This is a genomic window from Anoxybacillus sp. ST4 (assembly GCF_019448545.1).
In the GTDB taxonomy this organism is placed as follows: Bacteria; Bacillota; Bacilli; order Bacillales; family Anoxybacillaceae; genus Anoxybacillus; species Anoxybacillus pushchinoensis.
In genome coordinates this window covers 48,291-67,783 of record NZ_JAHZOE010000010.1, presented here as the reverse complement: position 1 = coordinate 67,783, position 19,493 = coordinate 48,291, and the positions used below count along the sequence as shown (strand labels likewise).

Sequence of the window (19,493 nt, the reverse complement as noted above, 5' to 3'; positions counted from 1 at the left end):
CCTCACAACTTTCGATATTTCTTTAATGCGAATACATTTAATATCATAAATAAAAGCGAAAAACTAATCAAAACGTACACATCAATCGAAATCGCTTCCCATCCTTTTCCGCGAATCATAATTTCTCTTAACGCATCAGCTCCGTAATATAACGGCATGGCGAAGCTAACGGAACGAAGCCAAGGCTCCATCGTTTCTAAATGAAATAGCCCTGAAAAAAAGACTTGTGGAACGACGACGAGCGGAATAAATTGAATCATTTGCAATTCGTTGTTCGCAAACGAAGATAATAACGTCCCTAACGTGAGCGCCGTCATCGCTAATAAAAACGTAATGAGCAGCACATACAACATCGAACCTTCCATCATCATGTCTAATATATAAATCGCAAACGAAGAAATGAGACTTGCTTGAATCGTTGTAAATATGCCAAAGCCGATGACGTAACCGATCACAATTTCCCATCGCTTTAACGGCGTCGCGAGCAGCCGCTCAAGCGTGCCGCTCGTCCGCTCCCGCAAAAACGACACCCCTGCAATTAAAAAGACGAAAAAGAAAATGAAAAAGCCTATTAATACCGGACCGAAATTATCAAATAACGCCATGTTTTCTGAGCCGTGCATATATACGGTGTCAATCGTGAATGGTTGTTTCATCGGTGGCATAAGCGTTTGCGCTGCTTTTTGCACCGTCATGAGCACCGTTTTGCTGATGGACGGATCGCTTCCTTCGAGCGTCAGACGGAAAGCGGTTTGCTTCATTTCAATAAACGCGTCGATTTGTTGCTCATCTAGTTCGTTCATCGCCTTCGCTTTTGTCATCGTCGTCACATGCGCATCCGCTTCTTTTAATGCGTCTTGAAACGGCTGTGGCACGTTTGCATCAACCGCGATATGCGGTTCATATTGTTCCCCGTTAAACACTAAGTCCATTAAAAACAACACAAACATCGGTGCGACAATCATTAATGCAAGCGTTCGCTTATCGCGAAAAAACTGACGAATAATGCGAACGACAATCGCTTGAATTCTCATGCATATGCCCCCCCAAAATGTAAAAATGCTCGTTCTAACGTCGTTGTGCCTGTTTGTTTCTTCAATTCGTCTGGGCTGCCGACGGCAATTAACCGTCCGTTGCGAATCATCGCAAGACGCATACATTTTTCTGCTTCGTCCATGACGTGCGTCGTTACAACGATCGTCGTTCCGCGTTGACGAATGCGTTCAAGTTCTTCCCAAATCGCTTGCCGAAGAAGCGGATCGATCCCAACGGTCGGCTCATCTAAAATAAGCACTTCTGGCTCGTGGAGAAGGGCGACCGCTAGCGATAGACGTCGCTTCATTCCGCCAGAATATTGATAAACCGCTTTTTTCATATCGTCCGTTAAATTGACAAGCTGCAACACGTCTTCAATGCGCTCTTTTTTCTTCTTCCCTTTTAGTCCATAAATCGATGCGAAAAAGTGTAAATTTTCAAGTGCCGTAAGCTCCCCGTATAACGCATCCGACTGTGCCATAAAGCCGATACGCGCCATTGTTTGCAAATTCGGCATGCGCGCACCGAGCACATGAATCGTTCCTTCTGTCGCCGTATCAATGCCTGCGATCATTTTGACGAGCGTCGTTTTTCCCGCTCCGGATGGACCGAGTATGCCGAAAATTTCTCCGTCATTCACTTCGAGTGATACGTTGTGAATAACTTCTTTTTTATGAAAATGTTTACTCACGCGTTGCAATTGAATCGCCATCATGTTCCCTCGCTTTCATAAAAGTGAGTGAGTACTCACTTTTATTATATACCGTCTATTCCCCAATTGTATATATGTGAGAAAAAATTTTCATTGACGAAAGGAAAAGATTTTTGTACGATAGTAACGTCAATTGCATATGAAATCTTTCTCGTCAACTAAGATGAGATAGAGGTCGCGGCAAATAATAGTAGTTTCATGGAGACGCAGAGACGTCGCTGAAGTGGGATGAAAGGATTTGTCGCCGAAGTTTATAGCGTGCTCTGGCGCTATAAGCTGGGCCTGTGGCCGAATAGGTGCAGGACTGTCATCGCGCATGCGGTGGAGAGCTATCGATCTTAAGTTTGATGCGGATGTGTCATATATTGTGCACCCGTTGAAAACTTAGGGTGCACTTTTTTGTTTGAAAAAAGTGCACGACAACAGCGCTCTACCGTACGCACCGTATATTTTATGAACGAAAGGATGACGAACATGAAACAACAAAAACTCGGTTTTTGGTTATTGACCGCGCTCGTTGTCGGCAATATGGTCGGATCTGGAATTTTTATGCTCCCTCGTTCGCTTGCGGAGGCGGCAAGCCCTGCTGGCGTGCTACTCGGCTGGCTGCTGACGGGGGCTGGGGTGTTAATGATTGCGATCATTTTTGGTAATTTAGCGATTCGAAAACCAGAATTAAATGGCGGACCGCAAATTTATGCGAAGGAGCTGTTTCCGAAAGGTTCAAATGCGTCGATCTTATCCGGTTTTATGTCATCTTGGGGATATTGGATCGGAAACGTCGCTGGAAACGTCGCCATTATTACGACGTTTGCTAGTTACTTATCAACGTTTTTCCCTATTTTAACGAGCGGGCATGTCGTCTTTTCCGCTAGTTCATTTACGTTAAAACTCGGCAATTTGCTGACGTTTCTCGTTTGTACAGCGCTTTTATGGATGATGCATACAATTATTTTACAAGGAGCAGAAAACGCTGGAAAATTAAACTTTGTTGCCACCGCAACGAAAGTGCTCGGCTTTTTCTTATTCATTGTGATCGGATTGTTCGCCTTTGAAAAAAGCTATATCCAGCCGTTTGTTGCTCCGCGTTACGATGAAGCAGGTCATACGCTCGGGCTTCTTTCGCAAATCAACAACGTCGCATTAAGCACGCTTTGGGCGTTTATCGGCATTGAATCAGCGATCGTCTTCGCTTCGCGCGCGCGCAAACAAAGCGATGTGAAACGAGCAACGATTGTCGGTTTATTTATCGCCTTAGCGATTTACATCGGCATTAGCGTGCTCGTCATGGGATTGTTGAAACAAGAAGCGCTTATGCAGTCAGAAAAGCCGCTCGTCGATGCGATCGGAACAGTTCTAGGACCGATCGGATCACAACTGCTTGCAGGGCTCGGTTTAATTAGTTTAATCGGCTCTACGCTCGGCTGGATTTTTTTAAGTGCAGAAGTGCCGTACCAAGCGGCCAAACAAGGATTGTTTATGCGCGCCTTTTTACAAGAAAATAAAAAAGGAATGCCGCGCTTTTCTTTAATCGTCTCAAATATGATTGCGCAGCTATTCATTTTTTCAACAATTTCAAACTCAATGGCGGCCGCGTTTGATTTCGTCATTTACATTGCGACATTATCGTATCTCGTTCCGTACGTCATCGCATCCGTCTTCCAATTGAAGCTCGTTTGGACAGGAGAGACGTATCGCACGATGCAAGAACGAATGACAGACGGAACGATCGCCGTGCTTGCGACGATGTATTCCATTTGGCTTGTGAAAGCCGGAACGGCCGATATGAAAACATTTTTACTCGGCATCGCCTTGCTGGCAAGCAGCTTGTTGTTTTATCCGCTACTTCTTAAACAACAAAGCGAACATAAAACTAAACAAAAACAATCTGCATAACAAAACCCCCGTCATTTCGGCGGGGGACACATTATATCATCTTCTTTATTCTCTATACTTTTTTCTTGCCTCTTCAAATAGTTGATTTAATTTTTCGATTTGTTTATTATTCACTTGTTTACTACTGTTCAAATCACCCTTGTATTCCATGTGATTACTATCTAACGGCACTTTCCCATAATAAACACCTTTGATCGTATACTCATCATGTGTCGTGCTTTTTCTTAAAAATAAAAGATAGCTTTTATTATCTTTCATCAACTGGTACCCTGCCGAACCGTACATTGTATTAGCCTTTTTATCAAACGCTCCGTTCTCCATAACTTTTATGATATTACCCTTATTTAACGTGTATCCCTTTTCATTTTTAAACACTTTTTTGATCTCAACATCACTTATCGTGTAAAAACCCGTCACCATATCGCCATCTTTATCGAAATAACTCTCTCCATTTTTTTTCGTACCTATCAAAATAACTTCACTATCATTCTCCATTTCTTCTAAATAATTGTATTCGTCTATAATTTTCGACTCACTATGAACATATTTTGTATTCACATTGCTTAGTTCAGATTGTGTATTGTTACAGGCAGACAAAAATAAAATGGTAAAAAAAAGAAAAATAATCTTTTTCATCAGGCTACTTCCTTTCCACTAATAGATAGCATTTATTCCATTCCAATCATCACTTTGCGGATACTCGTCATTTAGGAAACCCTTTGAAAGCATAATAGCACGAACATCGTCTTCATGATCCAATCCGAGAGCATGACCGACCTCGTGTGCTGTTGTTTCCCTCGTTTGAACCCAAGACAACTTTTGAAAACCTGGTAAATAGATCCTCAACTGCGACTTATCGTATGTGCAATCCCAACAAGCAGTCACTTGTCCCAACCAGTTCACATGATAGTTAATGCAATCAGCGACAACGGAACCCATATCCTTCGTACTAGCCCACCATTTATAGTTAGCTTGGGAGGCATCGTACGTTCTGGTCGTACCAATAAGTGGGGAGCTATCGAACGCTTCCGAACCATACACTACCCTCGCTTCATAACCAGCATTAATAACCGACGAATCGATCCAATATTTTAGCGAGTTTGGATTCCTATATTTTCCACCAAATAGCTCATAAGCACGAACACTGCTACTAGGAATCAAGTATAACATGATAATAACGAAAAAAGTCAATCTTCTCACATCCGCTTCCTCCTAGAAATCTTTTACTTTTTTAAAGCCTAGTTTATTGTATCATTTTTTTTTTTTTGCAAATTGTTTTTTTAACCAAAATATATTTCTGTACTTGTCAATAAACATACTCTATTTAATACGGTTATCATTTTCTCCGTCTTTTTCTTATCTTTTATGTTATAATATTCCTTGAATTTTGTTTTGTTGAGGGAGCGTATATGGGGAGAGAGAGAACAAGGCGGTGGCTGTACATATTGCTCGTTATTGTCCCATGTTTGATCGGGAGCGTGTGGATTGTACGTTGGCAAGACGAACAGCTACAACGGCAACAGTTAGAAGAGACGCGCATGTTTGCGAACATACATAAAAACGATTTAGATCGCTTTCTTGCGGAAACGACGGCCCGGCTTGAAACATTGGCGCTCGTGATAAGCAAACATACAGACATAAAAGAAAACATACATGATGTAGTGAAGCAAATAGAAAAACAAGATGTTCGCTTTGAGCGCATTTCGTTTTTTTCCGAAAGTACGAGTCCGGCGATGCAACTAGCAGAAGCAACAAAGCAGCCGATGTTTACCGACGATGAGACGGCAACGATCGTGACACCGATCATTGATGAACGAACGAAGCGTGCGATCGGTTTTTTAGTCGCAACGTTGCGGACAGATTATATAAAGCAGCGCATGAAAATCATCTATCCACAAGCTTCGTTTCGCTTGTATGATGAAAAAGGAAACGAACTGTTCAGCGCAAACGATCTTCGCGCATCGGAAGAAACCGTCGTCGTTCATTTAAATCAAGCACCGTGGCTGATCGAGGCGAACGTGCCGCCCGTCGCTAACAAACAACGGGTGCAGGCGGCGCTTCCGTACGTGTTTACGTTCATTGTTGCGATGCATATGATTTGGTTATTTATTCAATATTGGTTATTGAAGCGGCGAACGATGATGGAACGAATGGAAACAGAAGCGCAAAAACTTGAATTAGTCGGCACGCTTGCAGCAAGTACCGCCCACGAAATCCGCAACCCGCTCGCCGGCATTAAAGGATTTATCCAACTGTTGAGTGAAAAGCATAAAGATAACGAATCACAACTTTATTTTTCGGTCATTCAAAACGAAATTACACGCATTAACGACATCGTCAATGAGTTTTTAATTCTCGGCAAACCAACAGCGCAAAAGTTTGAAACGTGCGATTTGAACGATATCGTTTTAAGCATTCATCCAATTATTGAATCGCAAGCGCATTTGCATAACGTCGTGTATTCGTTGCAATGCGCTCGCGTATCGCTACCTATTCGCTGTTGTAAAGACCATTTAAAACAAGTCGTGTTAAACTTAGCGAAAAACGCGATCGAAGCGATGTCAAGTGGCGGACAGCTTACCATTTCGCTTGCGAAACAAGACGGCTGGGCACTGTTGCACGTTTCCGACACCGGCAGCGGCATACCGAAACATGTCAAAGATAAATTGTTTCAACCGTTTGTCACATCGAAGCAAATGGGAACAGGACTCGGGCTCGTCGTATGTAAACGAATCGTTGACATGCATGAAGGAACGATCGACATTCATAGTATAGAAAATAAAGGAACGACGATTACCGTTCGCCTTCCTTTACAGTAGGAGGTAGAAACATGTTTGACATGCTTGTTGGCAGTACGTTATCCGCGCTAGCAACAGGTGCTGGCGCGATTCCTATTTTATTTTTATCGCGCTCCCTTACGCACCAATGGCGCGATATGTTGCTGGCGTTTACCGCCGGGGTCATGATGGCAGCGTCCATGCTCGGCCTCATTCCTGAAGCGCTATCTTCAGGAACGTTTCTCTCGCTTGCGGTTGGACTATGCGCCGGCGTATTGACGTTAACGTTTCTTGAAAAAATGGTGCCGCATATTGATTTAGCGCATACTGAAAGCAGCATAGCTATTGATAAAAAATCGCTCCTTGTGCTCGCCGCCATTACGCTCCATAACATCCCAGAAGGACTATCAGTTGGCGTGAGCTACGCCTCTGGGGAAGGGGGCGAAATCGGCAACTTAATCGCCTTAGCGATCGGCTTTCAAAACGCTCCAGAAGGATTGCTCGTTGCGCTTTTTTTATTTAATCAACGCATTTCAAAAGGAAAAGCGTTTTCCATGGCGACAGGCACAGGGCTTATTGAACTCGTCGCTTCGATCGCTGGCTATTATTTAACGTCCGTCGTCGATTCGCTCGTTCCGTACGGTTTGGCGTTCGCAGCTGGCGCGATGTTGTTTATCATTTATAAAGAGCTCATTCCTGAAAGTCATGGCGACGGAAACGAACAATCGTCGACGTATGCCTTTATTATCGGATTGTTGCTGATGGTCTTTTTAATCGAAACGTTTTAAAGGATGAGGATCATGTCGAAATATTATATGCTTCTTTTATTAACAAGCGCACTATGGGGAGGCAACTTTGTCGCAAGCAAACTGCTCGTGCCGCACGCCTCCCCCCTTTCATTAACGTTTATGCGCTGGACGATTGCGGTTCTTTTTTTATTTCCGATCGTATTAAAAAAAGAACGGTCCGTTCGCCTGCAAAAACGCGGCATTATCCCGCTTATTGCGATGGGCATGACAGGCGTCGTATTATTTAACGTTCTTATGTTTCAGGCGCTTCGCTACACATCGGCCGATCACGTCGGGCTCATCTCAACGTTAAATCCGATGGCGATTGCGCTTGTTGCTTACGTCGTATACCGTGAGAAACTGACGATGAGACAATGGTTAGCCATGACCGTCTCCCTTATCGGCGTCCTTTTATTTATGACGCACGGACAGCTTCATCGCGTGCTACACGTCAATATCGGCGATGTATGGATGATCGCTGCCGTCATCGTTTGGGGCATCTATTCCGCATGCGCAAAAGCGGTCATGAAATGGTATTCTCCGCTTGCGGCGACGTTTTGGTCAGGCGTCTTTGGCGTCGTTGGATTGTTGCCATTTGTATCTTCCTTTTCCGTTCATCACGTAAACGTCTCGTTTTTGCTTGCGCTCATCTATACGAGCATCGGGGCGACGGTGCTTGCGATGTTTCTTTGGAACGTCGGTGTGAAACAAGTCGGTGCCACAACAGCAGGGATGTTTTTAAATTTTAATCCGCTTTTTACCGCATTGTTTGCATACATATTGCTTCATGAAACGTTAACGGTGGCACAATGGATCGGTTCGTTCATTACGATCTCAGGCGTTGTGCTGTTTACAAAAAAATAGAGTGAGGCGCTTGCCCCACTCCATTTTTTACATTCAAACAACCATACTGTACAATCACACTTCTTCTATCAACTGCTTTACTTCTTCTTCCGAAAGTTCAGTCATATACGCAATCTCTTTCACATCTATCCCCTTTCTCGCTATCGCTTGTACAATGTGCTTCATTCCTTGCTTTCTCCCTTTTTCAAGCGCTTTTCGTTCGTACGAGATCATCAACTCCATCACCTGTTCTTTTTCTTTCGCTTCCATTTCATTCACCTCGCTTCGTAGTTGTTGTTCTTCTTCGTCTGATAGTTTCACATATGTTTCAAAAAAACCGAATAGCAGCCGTTGTTTTGCTTCGTCTAGTTCCATGCGCACTAGCATGCGTAAAAATTGTTTTTTCATCTCAACTCTTTCATTTTCAGTATACCCCATCTTGCTTAACAAAGCAGCAGCGATCGGGTTGTCTTGCTGAATGTAGTTTCGCCAATGCTTTTTGCGCAGTTCGATCGTGAAAAATTGAAAGTGAAGGACTTGACCAAAAGGAAACGGTAACGTAAATGTAGATGGCTCATTGCGGACTGTGTCATAGCTAAATAGTGCGATAGGTACGATCGGTTTACGATATTTTTCATACAAACGACTAAAGTAAATAAACATGCGTTCCGGAAACGATAGCTGGACGTAACTTTGATTTTCGATATGCACGATGACAAGCCCGTCTTCGCCTTTCAGCTTCGTTTCGACAAGCAGATCTACGCGATACTTTTCCCCTGCCGTTACATCGGTAAACAGCTCTTCTGATAAAAACGACAAATGGCGAAAATCGATATGCTCATGCATCGTCGGAAAAAAAAGAAGAATAAACTCCTCAAAAAATGTTTGAATGAGCTCTTTAAACAAACGATCGTGGTCAATGGACATACATTCACCTCCCATTCGATTGTTTCAATCGTTTTATTCGGTAAAATGAATCAAATTCCTGCTGCCATTACACACTAAAATAGAAGGGGTGCTATTCCCCTTCTTTTTCTTCATATGGATGTGCCACCCATCCGGATGGATCGATAAATAAACGAACGGCAACGACTTGGCGATCGTCCATTAACGTAAAGAAATGCGGATTTCCTTCTGGTACGGAAATAACGTCGCCTGCCTCTAGTTCAACGTCAAAATAACCTGTTTGTTCATCGCCCTTAATGACGAAAATGCCATGACCAGCGACGATCGCCCGCACTTCATCTTCCGTATGCGTATGCACTTGTTCAAATTTTTTCAACAACTCTTCTAAATTTGGCGTTTGTTCGCAAAGCGCCACGACGTCCCACGTTTTATAGCCTCTCCGCTTCGCTAAATCTTCAATTTCCGTCTGAAACGTCGCTAAAATATGCTCCTTTTCTTCATCTGTTAATACAAACTTGTTTTGTAAATGAGCAGGAAGTTTGCTTGCATTCCACCGTTCATATAACACCCCTTGGTTGTTTAAAAACGCCGCAACGTTTTCTTTTCCTTCAATCACTTCGCCGCTGTTTCGCACTTTAATGACTGCCATACATATTTTCCCCCTTATCGTTTAATAAGCAATAATTTCACATGATATTGACATAAAAACTCGCACGCTTCTAAAAACTTTTTCGCCTCTAACACATCTTTTCCCCAAACGGTAATGCCGTGGTTGCGAATAAGCACCGCACCGGCATCTCCATGGACATGGTCGGCGAACGCTTTCGCTAACGTCGGAATATGGGCGAAATTCGGAATAATCGGAATGCGAAATTGCGCATCTTCTTCCCATAACCCGAACGCTTTAATCATTTCTTGATTCGAAAAAACGACTTCCCCTTCGTCACCGTACAGTTCTGAAACGATATTGTTATCGACCGTATGCACGTGCAAAACGCAGCCGGCGTTCGTTTTGTTGTAAATTTCAACGTGAAGAAGCGTCTCCGCCGACGGCTTTACATGCGTCGCTTCCGCCGGTCGTCCGTCCGCACCGACGAGTAAAAAATCTTCCTTCGTCTCTTTTCGCTTATCTTTTCCGCTTGCGGTAACGAGAAACGTGAGCGGCTCATCGCTCACTTTCAGCGATAAATTGCCGCTTGTCGCCATAAACCAGTCGCGCGCCGCTAGCTCTCGTTTTACTTCCGCTAGCTCTTCCCATTTCTCTTTCATACAATCACCTCGCTCTCTTTTAACACATGAATGACGTCATAAAACGTCGTAAACGGCGTATGCGGTAAGTGTAGCTCACGGCATTTTTCAAGTAAAAAGTCGCGCGCGATGACGTGATCGGCTCGTTTTGCTGCCGCTAAATCAGTAATGGAATCGCCGATGACGATCGTTTTCGCCCCTTCTGGCGCAAGTTTACGAAGAAGTGACGGCTTGCAGCAGCCGCATCCATTTTGGCAATGTTCATCGCACGCATGCGGCCACGTAATGCGAATCGTATCGCCGCTAAAATCGGCGCCATTACAATAAATACGTTCTTTTTCAATGAGCCCGTCAAGCAGCGGATAGACGAAAAAGTCGATGCCGCCGCTGACGATATAAAGCGGAATTTGCCGCTCGTTCGTAAACGCGACAAACTCAGAAAATCCGTCGCGAATGCGCGCGGTGCGCAGTAAAAACTGCACGATATCTTCTTTCAACGTTGTCGGTAAAAGCGAGAACATGCGCCCGACGCCTTCCTGCACCGTACATGCTTGCGCCAATATATCGTCTTTGATCGCTTCCCACTCCGGCGGGGCAAACTGTTTCATGAGCGCAATAATGTTATCGTTTAACGTAATCGTCCCATCAAAATCGCAAAAAATGACCGGCTTCATCATGCGCTCCCCCATAAATCAAGCGCTTGTTTTAACGCTTCGTTTTCCGTCGCAGCCTCATGAAGCGAACGCCCAGAAAGCACCGCTTCCACCGCGGCGCGAAACGCTTGCCCGCCACCGACAGCGCCTTGCGGATGTCCGTGCACTCCACCGCCTGCGTTAATGACACAATCGATACCAAAGTCGCGCATAAGAAGCGGCACAAGTCCCGGATGAATGCCGGCAGATGGAACAGGGAATGCGCGTAAAAACAAATCTTCTTTCGTTAATTCATGAGCGATTGCAAGCGTCTGTTCTTTTTCAAGCGCAACGCTTCCGTACGGCGATGGAAAGAGCGAAAAATCCGCCCCTGCCATGCGCAACAATTTCCCAAGTAAAAGCGCATAACTGACGCCATACACGTGCGACGAAGCGATCGCTCCGCTAAACGACGGATGCGCCATAATCGGCAAGCGAATGTCGTCATCTTCACGAAGCGCTTGCAATACATCTAACCCGTATGTAAAGACGTTAAACAATAATACGTCCGCGCCAAGTTCTGCCGCGCGCTTTGCCTTTTCTTTTAGCTGAAACGTTTTTCCTGTCAAATTTACCGCATATAACGTCCGATGCCCTGTTTGTTCGTACACGTCTTGTAACGCTTGTTTTCCTGCGACGATCCGTTTTTCAAAAGGGGTAAGGTCGTTGTCAAACAAAATTTCATCATCTTTAACGAGATCGACGCCGCCAAGCGCTTGCAGCTTTAATTGTTCGGTCACGTATCGCAAATCGCGGCCGATGACCGCTTTAAAAATGCTCATGACGAGCGGACGGTCAAAGACGCCAAGCTTTTCGCGAATGCCGTCCATGCCAAAGCGTGGACCGGGAAATGCCCGTTTTAATTCATCAGAAAACGTAAGATCAACGAGTTTAATCGTTCCATCAAGCGACAACTTCCCGAACGTCGTCGTCAAAATCGCTGGAAAATCGGCGCTAAAATTGATGCTCGGATACGAAATGCGCACGAGCGCCCGTTTAAGTCGCTTCCCGAAATACGTATTGACGCGCTCATCTTCCTCAAGCTGTTCAATCGACTCTACAACCCCTTTATGTTTTTTCAACTGCTCTTGTTCAAGCTGCGGCAAATCAGTCCACGAACCGACAGTGAGCCCAAGCGCGATCCCTTCTGCTTTTTTCGCTACATCTTTGTCATCATGAATGAAATACGTTGCGGTAATCATACTCCCACTCCTTTACAAATAAAAAACCTCTTCATAAGAAGAGGTTCGATCAGTCGTCTCTTCTTATCTCTCAGCGATTGCTGCGAGAATTAGCACCGTGCTTAACAGCTGTTAAGTCGGTTGCCGGGCTTCATCGGGCTCGTCCCTCCGCCTACTCTTGATAAGAATTCGCAATGTATATAATTTTTTGAACAGTTCGTTTTTCGTAAATGTAATTCGAATTATGCCAGCACTTTCTCCATTTGTCAATCATTTTTTAAAAAAGTTGCAACCGTCCGATTCGTTCCGCTGCTTCTTTTAGCCGTTCTTCACTCGTCAATAGCCCTACGCGCACGTAGCCTTCCCCATGTTCCCCAAAACCGATGCCCGGTGCGACCGCCACATGCGCTTGATTAAGCAAAAGGTCAGCAAACGTCTCAGACGTATATCCTTTTGGCACCGGAAGCCACGCAAAAAAAGATCCTGCTGGTGCTTGCACGTTCCAACCGACGTCTTTTAGCGCGCGAATAAACGTATTCCGTCTTGCTTCATACGTGGCAACAAGCTCAGCGACGCATTGTTGCGACTGTAAAAGCGCGACCGCTGCTGCTTCTTGAATGGCGCCGAACATGCTCACATACAAATGATCTTGCAAAACGTTGATCGCTTCAATCATACTTTCGTTGCCGACCGCAAAGCCGATGCGCCATCCTGCCATATTGTACGTTTTTGAAAACGTGTAAATTTCAATGCCGACGTCTTTCGCTCCTTCTGTTTGCAAAAAGCTGACCGGCTTTTTCCCGTCAAAACCGATCGCCCCGTACGCAAAATCGTGTACGACGGCAATGCCGTATTTTTGTGCAAACGAAACCGTTTCTTTAAAAAACGATTCCGTCGCTGTCGCGCCTGTCGGGTTGTTCGGATAGTTTAAAAACATAAGTTTCGCTTGTTTTACGACACGTTCATCTAACTCCTCATAATTAGGCAAAAAATTGTTTTCCGCTCGCAGCGGCATCATTTCCATGCGCGCCCGCGCCAGCACAACGCCCGACCAATAGTCCGGATAACCGGGATCGGGAACGAGCACGACATCGCCTTCGTTTACTAAACAAAGCGGCATTTCAACGAGCCCAGCTTTTCCGCCAAATAAAATGGCGACTTCTTTTTCTGGATCAATCGTTACCCCATATTCGCGCTTATAAAACGTCGCCACCGCCTCTTTTAAAAACGAATAGCCGCGAAATGGCGAATATTTATGATATGTCGGGTTGGCAGCCGCTTGCTGAAGCGCGGCAACAATATGCGGAGGCGTCGGCTGATCCGGGTTTCCTTGTCCTAAATTAATAACATCTCGCCCTTCAGCAATGACCGCATGTACTTTTTGGACGAGCGAAGCGAAAAATTGCTTCGGTAGTTGCTGTAACAAGTTCGATTGCGGAAATGTCGTCATTTTGCCCACCTACTTCACAAAAAGGTTGAAATTCTAGTCAAACATCATATATTGTAAAAATCAAAATGTAAAGAAAATTTTTTCGAGGTGAAACGAATGAATATTGCTTGTATACAAATGGACATTGCCTTTGGGGAGCCGGAAAAAAATAAACAAACCGTCATGCGCTACATGGAACAAATTGCCCGTAACGTCGACGTCGTCGTCTTGCCAGAGCTATGGACGACAGGATACGATTTAGCGAGACTTGGCGATATCGCCGATGAAAACGGCGAACATACAAAAACGTTTCTTTCTTCGCTTGCACGCGCGTACAATGTGCATATTGTCGGCGGATCGGTAGCGAAAAAGACGGAAAGACAAATAACGAACACGATGTACGTCGTCGATCGAAACGGTCATGTCGTTAGCGAATATAGTAAACTTCATTTGTTCAAATTGATGGATGAACATAAACATTTGCAAGCTGGGGAAACGACGGGCATATTTTCGCTTGACGGCGTGACGGGCGCAGGCGTCATTTGTTATGACATTCGCTTTCCGGAATGGATTCGCACGCATGCGCTTCACGGCGCCGAAGTGCTATTTGTCGTCGCCGAATGGCCGCTCGCTCGCCTGCATCATTGGCGCACGTTGTTAATGGCGCGCGCGATTGAAAATCAATGTTACGTCGTCGCTTGCAACCGAGCAGGAAAAGATCCGAACAACGAATTTGCCGGCCACTCGATGATCGTTGACCCATGGGGACACATCATCGCTGAAGGGGATGAACGAGAGGCGATCGTGATGGCGACGATCGATATGAATGACGTGCAACATGTGCGCGCACGCATCCCGATTTTTTCCGATCGCCGTCCAGATGTGTATAAAAAATTTTTAAAAAATGATTGACAAACGAGCATGAAGCGATGTATGATTCGAATCAAGCGAATTCACGAAACTTTTTCATTGTTACAAACATTCGAATAATACAAACACTCTTATCAAGAGCAGGTGGAGGGACGAGCCCGATGAAACCCGGCAACCGGCGATGACGCACGGTGCTAATTCTTGCAGCAGTAGGCTGAGAGATAAGAGGTGCGAAGCAAACTTCAAACCTCTTTCGTTCAGCGAAAGAGGTTTTTTATTTATGCTAAGGGAGGAATTACTATGTACGAACCGTTAACAGAGCAAAAGGCGGTCGCGCTCGCGATTCGTTTAGGGCTATTCCAAGAAGATGCGCTTCTTTCATGCCAAGAAATTGGCGATGGCAACTTAAACCTCGTCTTTCGCATCGTCAACGAGCGCACAAACGACAGCATCATCATAAAACAAGCGTTGCCGTACGCGAAAGTCGTCGGTGAAAGCTGGCCGCTCACATTAAAGCGCGCAACAATCGAAAGCCAAGCGTTGCGCACGTTCGCAAGCTACGTCCCTCAGTATGTACCAAAAGTGTATTATTCCGATGAGACTTTAGCGATTACAGTGATGGAAGATTTATCACATTTACAAATCGCGCGCCGCGGGCTGATCGAAGGAAAAACGTTCCCGCACTTGTCACAACATATTGGGGAATTTATCGCCAAAACAGCGTTTTATACATCGGATTTTGGCATGAATCAACAACAAAAAAAGAAGCTCGCCCAACAATTTACAAACCCTGAACTATGTAAAATTACGGAAGATCTCGTCTTTACCGACCCGTTTTTTGACCACGACACGAACAGCTTTGAAACGGAGCTTCGTGCTGATGTCGAGCAGCTTTGGCAAGATGATGAACTCAAGCGCGAAGCAGCGAAATTAAAACGGCTCTTTTTAACAAAAGCAGACGTGTTGCTTCATGGCGACTTACATACCGGAAGCATATTCGCAAGCGACGATGACACGAAAGTAATTGATCCAGAATTTGCATTTTACGGTCCGATCGGCTTTGATTTAGGGCAATTTTTTGCCAATTTACTATTAAACGCCCTCTCTCGCCATGAAAGCGAACGCGAGCCGCTCTTTACACATATTGAAAAAACGTGGGACGTGTTTGTTCGCACATTTACAACATGTTGGCAAGAAAGCAACGAACCGTATGCGCGCGTTTCTTTCGTGCTCGACGACATCATGAACGATGCGCTCGTCGAAGCGATCGGATTTGCTGGTTGCGAAGTCATTCGCCGCACGATCGGCTTAGCGCACGTAGCTGATTTGGACGAATTGCCGCTTGAACGGCGGCTAGAAGCAAAACGGCACGCTCTTCGCCTCGGACGCGAGCTCATCGTGCAACGTGAACATTTGCCGATTCATGCTATCAAACGTCTCGTACAACAAACGGTACATGTCAACAGCTAGGAGGAAGACGATGAAATCTGTACAATGGCACGATACACATATTACGATTTTAAACCAACAAGCATTGCCTCATAAGACTGAATATTTAGAATTAAAAAACATAAAAGACGTATGGGACGCGATCGTCGCGCTCAACGTACGCGGAGCGCCGGCGATCGGCATGACGGCCGCCTTCGGGTTAGCGCTCGCGGCGAAATCGTATGAAACGAACGACTTAGCACAGTTTCACGCCAACTTAAAGCGCGACCGCGACTATTTAGCGAGCTCGCGCCCGACCGCCGTCAATTTATTTTGGGCGCTTGACCGGCTCATGAAAAGCGTCGCCAACGCCACCTCGGTCAATGAAGCGAAAACGACGCTCATTCATGAAGCGATTTGCATTCAAGTTGAAGATGAAGACGTATGCCGACGCATCGGCGAACATGCCCTTTCTTTGTTCCAAGACGGCGATCGCATCATGACGATTTGCAATGCGGGGGCGATTGCTACCGCCCGATACGGCACGGCGCTCGCACCGTTTCATTTAGCGAAAGAAAAAGGAATGACGCTTCATGCGTACGCTTGCGAAACGCGCCCTGTGCTGCAAGGTGCGCGGCTTACCGCTTGGGAACTTTCGCAAGCTGGCGTCGATGTGACGCTCATTACAGACAATATGGCGGCGCAAACGATGAAAGCAAAGCGCATTTCTGCCGTCATCGTCGGGGCAGACCGCATTGCCGCCAACGGCGATACAGCGAACAAAATCGGCACGCTCGGCTTAGCGATTTTAGCGAACGCGTTCCACATTCCGTTTTACGTCGCCGCTCCGCTATCGACGATCGACTTACAGACGGAAACAGGGGACGACATTCCGATTGAAGAACGGGCGAAAGAAGAAGTGACGCATATCGCTGGCGTAAACATCGCGCCGGATGTGAACGTGTACAATCCTGCATTTGACGTTACGCCGCATGAACTCATTACCGGCATCATTACCGAAAAAGGCATCGTGTCTGGCGACTACAAAACGAAGCTACCGACATTATTTGAGGAGGTTTTCGCATGAAAAAACTATCAATACTCATCGTGCTTATATTTGCCCTTTTAACAGGGTGCACGAATGAACAAGACGCCGTATCTAAACCGGCCGAACAGCCGAAACAAGAAGCGAAAGAAGAAGCAAAAGGAGAAACAGAACAAGCCGACATTCCAGAAGCGTTACAAAAGCCGATTAAAATTGCTGCCATTATGCAAATGTCGATCGGCACGTTTTCATCGCAATATATCGCCGGCGTAAAAGAACAAGTCGCGAAATTTGGCGGCGACGTGCAAATTTATAACGCCGACAACGATTTAACGAAGATGGCCTCATACGTTGAAACAGCAATCAACCAAAACGTCGATGCCATTTTACTAGACCACGGACGCGCCGACGCGCTCAAAGCGCCTGTTGAAAAAGCGCTCGCTAAAGGCATTCACGTCGTCGCATTCGACAACGACTTAAACATTCCGGGCGTCACGGTTATTGACCAAGACGATTACAGCTTAGCGTGGAAAACGTTAAAAACGTTAGCGGAAGATTTAAACGGCGAAGGGGAAATTGTCACCATTTGGGTCGGCGGTTTTACGCCGATGGAGCGGCGCCACGTCATTTATGAAGCGTTTCAAAAACGATATCCGAACATAAAAGAAGTGGCGAAATTCGGCACCGCAAGCGCCAATACAGCGCTAGATACGCAAACGCAAATGGAAGCTATTTTGAAAAAATATCCGAACAAAGGCGACATCGATGCGGTGTTTGCGACGTGGGATGAGTTCGCCAAAGGAGCGACGCGCGCCATTCAACAAGCAGGCCGAACAGAAATTAAAGTGTACGGCATCGACTTAAGCGATGAAGATTTACAAATGATTCAACAGCCAAACAGCCCTTGGGTCGCAACGACCGCTACCGATCCAGCGGAAGTTGGGCGCGTACAAGTGCGCTTTGCTTATCAAAAAATTGCTGGCGAGCCGACACCAAACATTTACTCGCTTGAGCCGCATTTAGTGAAACGTTCCGATTTGCCAAACACAGCGATTACGATGAACGATTTGCACAACTACATCCAAAGCTGGGGACAATCGAACGTTGCGGTTTCACCATGGATGAAAACGTTAGAGGCAAAGGTGAATAAGCAATGAGCGGCTTACGCATGAATGAGATCGTCCATTCATTTGGTGACGTCACCGTATTAAACGGCGTGAACTTCCATGTCCAACCGGGCGAAGTTCACGCCCTTTTAGGAATGAACGGCGCAGGAAAAAGCACGTTAATGAACATTTTAGCCGGCGTGTTGCAGCCGACGCGCGGAACGATTGCCATCGACGGAAAGACGCACACCTTTTTTTCACCAAAAGATGCGAAACGAGCGGGCATCGGACATGTCGTACAAGAAGTCGATGCCGCGTTGTTCCCTGCTTTGTCCGTATACGAAAACGTGCTCGCCGAACATATCGTCGCGCAAAAACAACCGTTGTTTTCAAAAACGAAGCAACGTTCATTTGTCACACAGCTTCTTGCGCGCGTCGGCTTGGAACATTTGTCGCTCGATGCGCCCGTACAAACGTGCACGCTTCATGAAAAACAGCTCATTTTACTGGCGCGCGTCCTTTCCTCTTCCGCGCGCTACATCATTTTGGACGAGCCGACCGCCTCGCTTAGCGATGAAGAAACGAACCGGTTGTTTGCGATGATTGAACAGTTAAAAGCGCAAGGCGTGGCGTTTATTTACATTTCGCACAAGCTGCACGAAATAAAACGCATTTGCGACCGCATGACGATTTTGCGCGATGGGACAGTCGTTTACGAAGGCGATGTGTCGCTAGCGACAGAAGATATCGTGCGCCATATGGTCGGACGACGAGCGGACGTGCGCCAAAAACATCGTCGTGAAATAAGCGGAGAGCCGCTTTTTCAAGTGAAGCAACTATACATTCCGAAAACGAAAACGACGGTCGACCTTACTGTACGCCGCGGGGAAATTGTCGGCATTGCCGGCATCGTTGGAGCGGGAAAAACGGAATTGGCAGAAAGCATGATCGCTGCGGTCGAAACGACAGGTGAACGCATCGTCCGCGGCAAAAAACAAGCATGGTCGTCGCCAAAAGACGCCATTGAAGCTGGCGTTTGTTTCATTCCAGAAGAACGGCGCAAACAAGGGCTATTTATGAACGAAACGGTCGAAAAAAATTTGACGGTGCGGCTATTGTCTAGCGTGTCAACGTGGCAATGGATTCGAAAACGAGACGAGCGGGCGCTCGCTACATCGCTCATTTCTTCGTTACATATTCGCCCGTCTTCGCCGACTGCGCTTGCGAAAAACTTAAGCGGCGGCAATCAACAAAAAGTCGTCATCGGCAAATGGCTGCAAACGAATAGCGACGTCTTTATTTTTGATGAGCCGACAAAAGGCATTGACGTGCATGCAAAAGAAGAAGTGTTTGCGATTATTCGCTCGCTTGCGGACGAAGGAAAGGGGATTATTTATTTCACGAGCGAATGCCAAGAGCTTCTTCATATCGCCGATACCATTTACGTCATGGTGGACGGTCGCTTCATTAAGCGAGTGAAAGCATATGAAACGACATACGAACAGCTCGTTCATGACATGAGCGGAGGTGAATAAAG

The 19,493-nt window shown here is 45.9% G+C and carries 19 protein-coding genes and 3 riboswitches; of the genes, 9 read left to right on the top strand and 10 right to left on the bottom strand.

Features of this window, described 5'->3' with window-relative positions; all coding sequences use genetic code 11:
- Positions 1-2: 2 nt before the first annotated feature.
- The gene (locus K1I44_RS08465) at positions 3-1,034 is read right to left on the bottom strand and encodes an ABC transporter permease (protein ID WP_219985888.1); all 1,032 of its coding nucleotides are present in this window, start codon (positions 1,032-1,034) and stop codon (positions 3-5) included.
- Complete coding sequence (locus tag K1I44_RS08460) at positions 1,031-1,747, bottom strand: ABC transporter ATP-binding protein (RefSeq protein ID WP_370627978.1); 717 nt, start codon at positions 1,745-1,747, stop codon at positions 1,031-1,033. Before K1I44_RS08460 ends, K1I44_RS08465 begins: the two co-directional genes overlap by 4 nt.
- Positions 1,748-1,908: 161 nt before the next feature.
- Positions 1,909-2,087: riboswitch (Lysine riboswitch) on the top strand.
- 134 nt (positions 2,088-2,221) lie between these two features.
- Here K1I44_RS08460 and K1I44_RS08455 point away from each other — a divergent pair.
- Positions 2,222-3,643 carry an amino acid permease gene (locus tag K1I44_RS08455; RefSeq protein ID WP_219985886.1) on the top strand — a complete coding sequence of 474 codons (1,422 nt, stop codon included), beginning with the start codon at positions 2,222-2,224 and terminating at the stop codon, positions 3,641-3,643.
- 45 nt (positions 3,644-3,688) lie between these two features.
- Here K1I44_RS08455 and K1I44_RS08450 read toward each other — a convergent pair whose 3' ends face one another.
- Positions 3,689-4,279 (bottom strand): membrane lipoprotein lipid attachment site-containing protein, encoded by a 591-nt coding sequence (locus K1I44_RS08450; protein WP_219985885.1) that lies wholly within the window; start codon positions 4,277-4,279, stop codon positions 3,689-3,691.
- A gap of 18 nt (positions 4,280-4,297) precedes the next feature.
- Positions 4,298-4,843, bottom strand: coding sequence for a matrixin family metalloprotease (locus K1I44_RS08445; protein WP_003396773.1), 546 nt, complete (start codon positions 4,841-4,843; stop codon positions 4,298-4,300).
- Between the two features lie 278 nt (positions 4,844-5,121).
- On the opposite strand from K1I44_RS08445, the gene K1I44_RS08440 reads away from it, so the two are divergent.
- Genes K1I44_RS08440 through K1I44_RS08430 form a run of 3 tightly spaced genes read left to right on the top strand, consistent with a single transcriptional unit; the run spans position 5,122 to position 8,072 of the window.
- The gene (locus K1I44_RS08440) at positions 5,122-6,462 is read left to right on the top strand and encodes an ATP-binding protein (protein ID WP_370627973.1); all 1,341 of its coding nucleotides are present in this window, start codon (positions 5,122-5,124) and stop codon (positions 6,460-6,462) included.
- Between the two features lie 11 nt (positions 6,463-6,473).
- Positions 6,474-7,208, top strand: coding sequence for a ZIP family metal transporter (locus K1I44_RS08435; RefSeq protein WP_219985883.1), 735 nt, complete (start codon positions 6,474-6,476; stop codon positions 7,206-7,208).
- A gap of 12 nt (positions 7,209-7,220) precedes the next feature.
- On the top strand, positions 7,221-8,072 hold the full coding sequence (locus tag K1I44_RS08430) for a DMT family transporter (protein WP_003396779.1): 852 nt from the start codon (positions 7,221-7,223) through the stop codon (positions 8,070-8,072).
- A 54-nt stretch (positions 8,073-8,126) separates the two neighbouring features.
- Here K1I44_RS08430 and K1I44_RS08425 read toward each other — a convergent pair whose 3' ends face one another.
- The 6 genes from K1I44_RS08425 to K1I44_RS08400 all read right to left on the bottom strand — a co-directional run bounded on the left by K1I44_RS08425 (position 8,127) and on the right by K1I44_RS08400 (position 13,528).
- Complete coding sequence (locus K1I44_RS08425; RefSeq protein ID WP_219985882.1) at positions 8,127-8,978, bottom strand: Rpn family recombination-promoting nuclease/putative transposase; 852 nt, start codon at positions 8,976-8,978, stop codon at positions 8,127-8,129.
- A gap of 91 nt (positions 8,979-9,069) precedes the next feature.
- On the bottom strand, positions 9,070-9,606 hold the full coding sequence (locus K1I44_RS08420) for a 1,2-dihydroxy-3-keto-5-methylthiopentene dioxygenase (protein ID WP_219985881.1): 537 nt from the start codon (positions 9,604-9,606) through the stop codon (positions 9,070-9,072).
- A 14-nt stretch (positions 9,607-9,620) separates the two neighbouring features.
- Positions 9,621-10,226 carry a methylthioribulose 1-phosphate dehydratase gene (locus tag K1I44_RS08415; protein ID WP_219985880.1) on the bottom strand — a complete coding sequence of 202 codons (606 nt, stop codon included), beginning with the start codon at positions 10,224-10,226 and terminating at the stop codon, positions 9,621-9,623.
- Entirely contained in the window at positions 10,223-10,882 is a 660-nt protein-coding gene (locus K1I44_RS08410) for a 2-hydroxy-3-keto-5-methylthiopentenyl-1-phosphate phosphatase (protein WP_304511214.1), read from the bottom strand. The genes K1I44_RS08415 and K1I44_RS08410 overlap by 4 nt, the downstream gene beginning before the upstream one ends.
- Complete coding sequence (gene mtnW / locus K1I44_RS08405; RefSeq protein WP_219985879.1) at positions 10,879-12,099, bottom strand: 2,3-diketo-5-methylthiopentyl-1-phosphate enolase; 1,221 nt, start codon at positions 12,097-12,099, stop codon at positions 10,879-10,881. The genes K1I44_RS08410 and mtnW overlap by 4 nt, the downstream gene beginning before the upstream one ends.
- Before the next feature lie 60 nt (positions 12,100-12,159).
- Positions 12,160-12,266: riboswitch (SAM riboswitch) on the bottom strand.
- Positions 12,267-12,355: 89 nt separating this feature from the next.
- On the bottom strand, positions 12,356-13,528 hold the full coding sequence (locus K1I44_RS08400) for a pyridoxal phosphate-dependent aminotransferase (protein ID WP_219985878.1): 1,173 nt from the start codon (positions 13,526-13,528) through the stop codon (positions 12,356-12,358).
- A gap of 96 nt (positions 13,529-13,624) precedes the next feature.
- Between K1I44_RS08400 and K1I44_RS08395 the strand changes: the two genes are divergently transcribed.
- The 5 genes from K1I44_RS08395 to K1I44_RS08375 all read left to right on the top strand — a co-directional run bounded on the left by K1I44_RS08395 (position 13,625) and on the right by K1I44_RS08375 (position 19,491).
- On the top strand, positions 13,625-14,419 hold the full coding sequence (locus tag K1I44_RS08395) for a carbon-nitrogen family hydrolase (RefSeq protein ID WP_219985877.1): 795 nt from the start codon (positions 13,625-13,627) through the stop codon (positions 14,417-14,419).
- Between the two features lie 86 nt (positions 14,420-14,505).
- Positions 14,506-14,605, top strand: a riboswitch (SAM riboswitch).
- A gap of 72 nt (positions 14,606-14,677) precedes the next feature.
- Complete coding sequence (gene mtnK, locus K1I44_RS08390) at positions 14,678-15,847, top strand: S-methyl-5-thioribose kinase (RefSeq protein WP_003396796.1); 1,170 nt, start codon at positions 14,678-14,680, stop codon at positions 15,845-15,847.
- A gap of 10 nt (positions 15,848-15,857) precedes the next feature.
- Complete coding sequence (gene mtnA, locus K1I44_RS08385) at positions 15,858-16,892, top strand: S-methyl-5-thioribose-1-phosphate isomerase (RefSeq protein WP_219985876.1); 1,035 nt, start codon at positions 15,858-15,860, stop codon at positions 16,890-16,892.
- Positions 16,889-18,007 carry a sugar ABC transporter substrate-binding protein gene (locus K1I44_RS08380; protein ID WP_003396799.1) on the top strand — a complete coding sequence of 373 codons (1,119 nt, stop codon included), beginning with the start codon at positions 16,889-16,891 and terminating at the stop codon, positions 18,005-18,007. Before mtnA ends, K1I44_RS08380 begins: the two co-directional genes overlap by 4 nt.
- Positions 18,004-19,491 (top strand): sugar ABC transporter ATP-binding protein, encoded by a 1,488-nt coding sequence (locus tag K1I44_RS08375; protein WP_219985875.1) that lies wholly within the window; start codon positions 18,004-18,006, stop codon positions 19,489-19,491. Before K1I44_RS08380 ends, K1I44_RS08375 begins: the two co-directional genes overlap by 4 nt.
- The last annotated feature ends 2 nt before the right edge of the window (positions 19,492-19,493 follow it).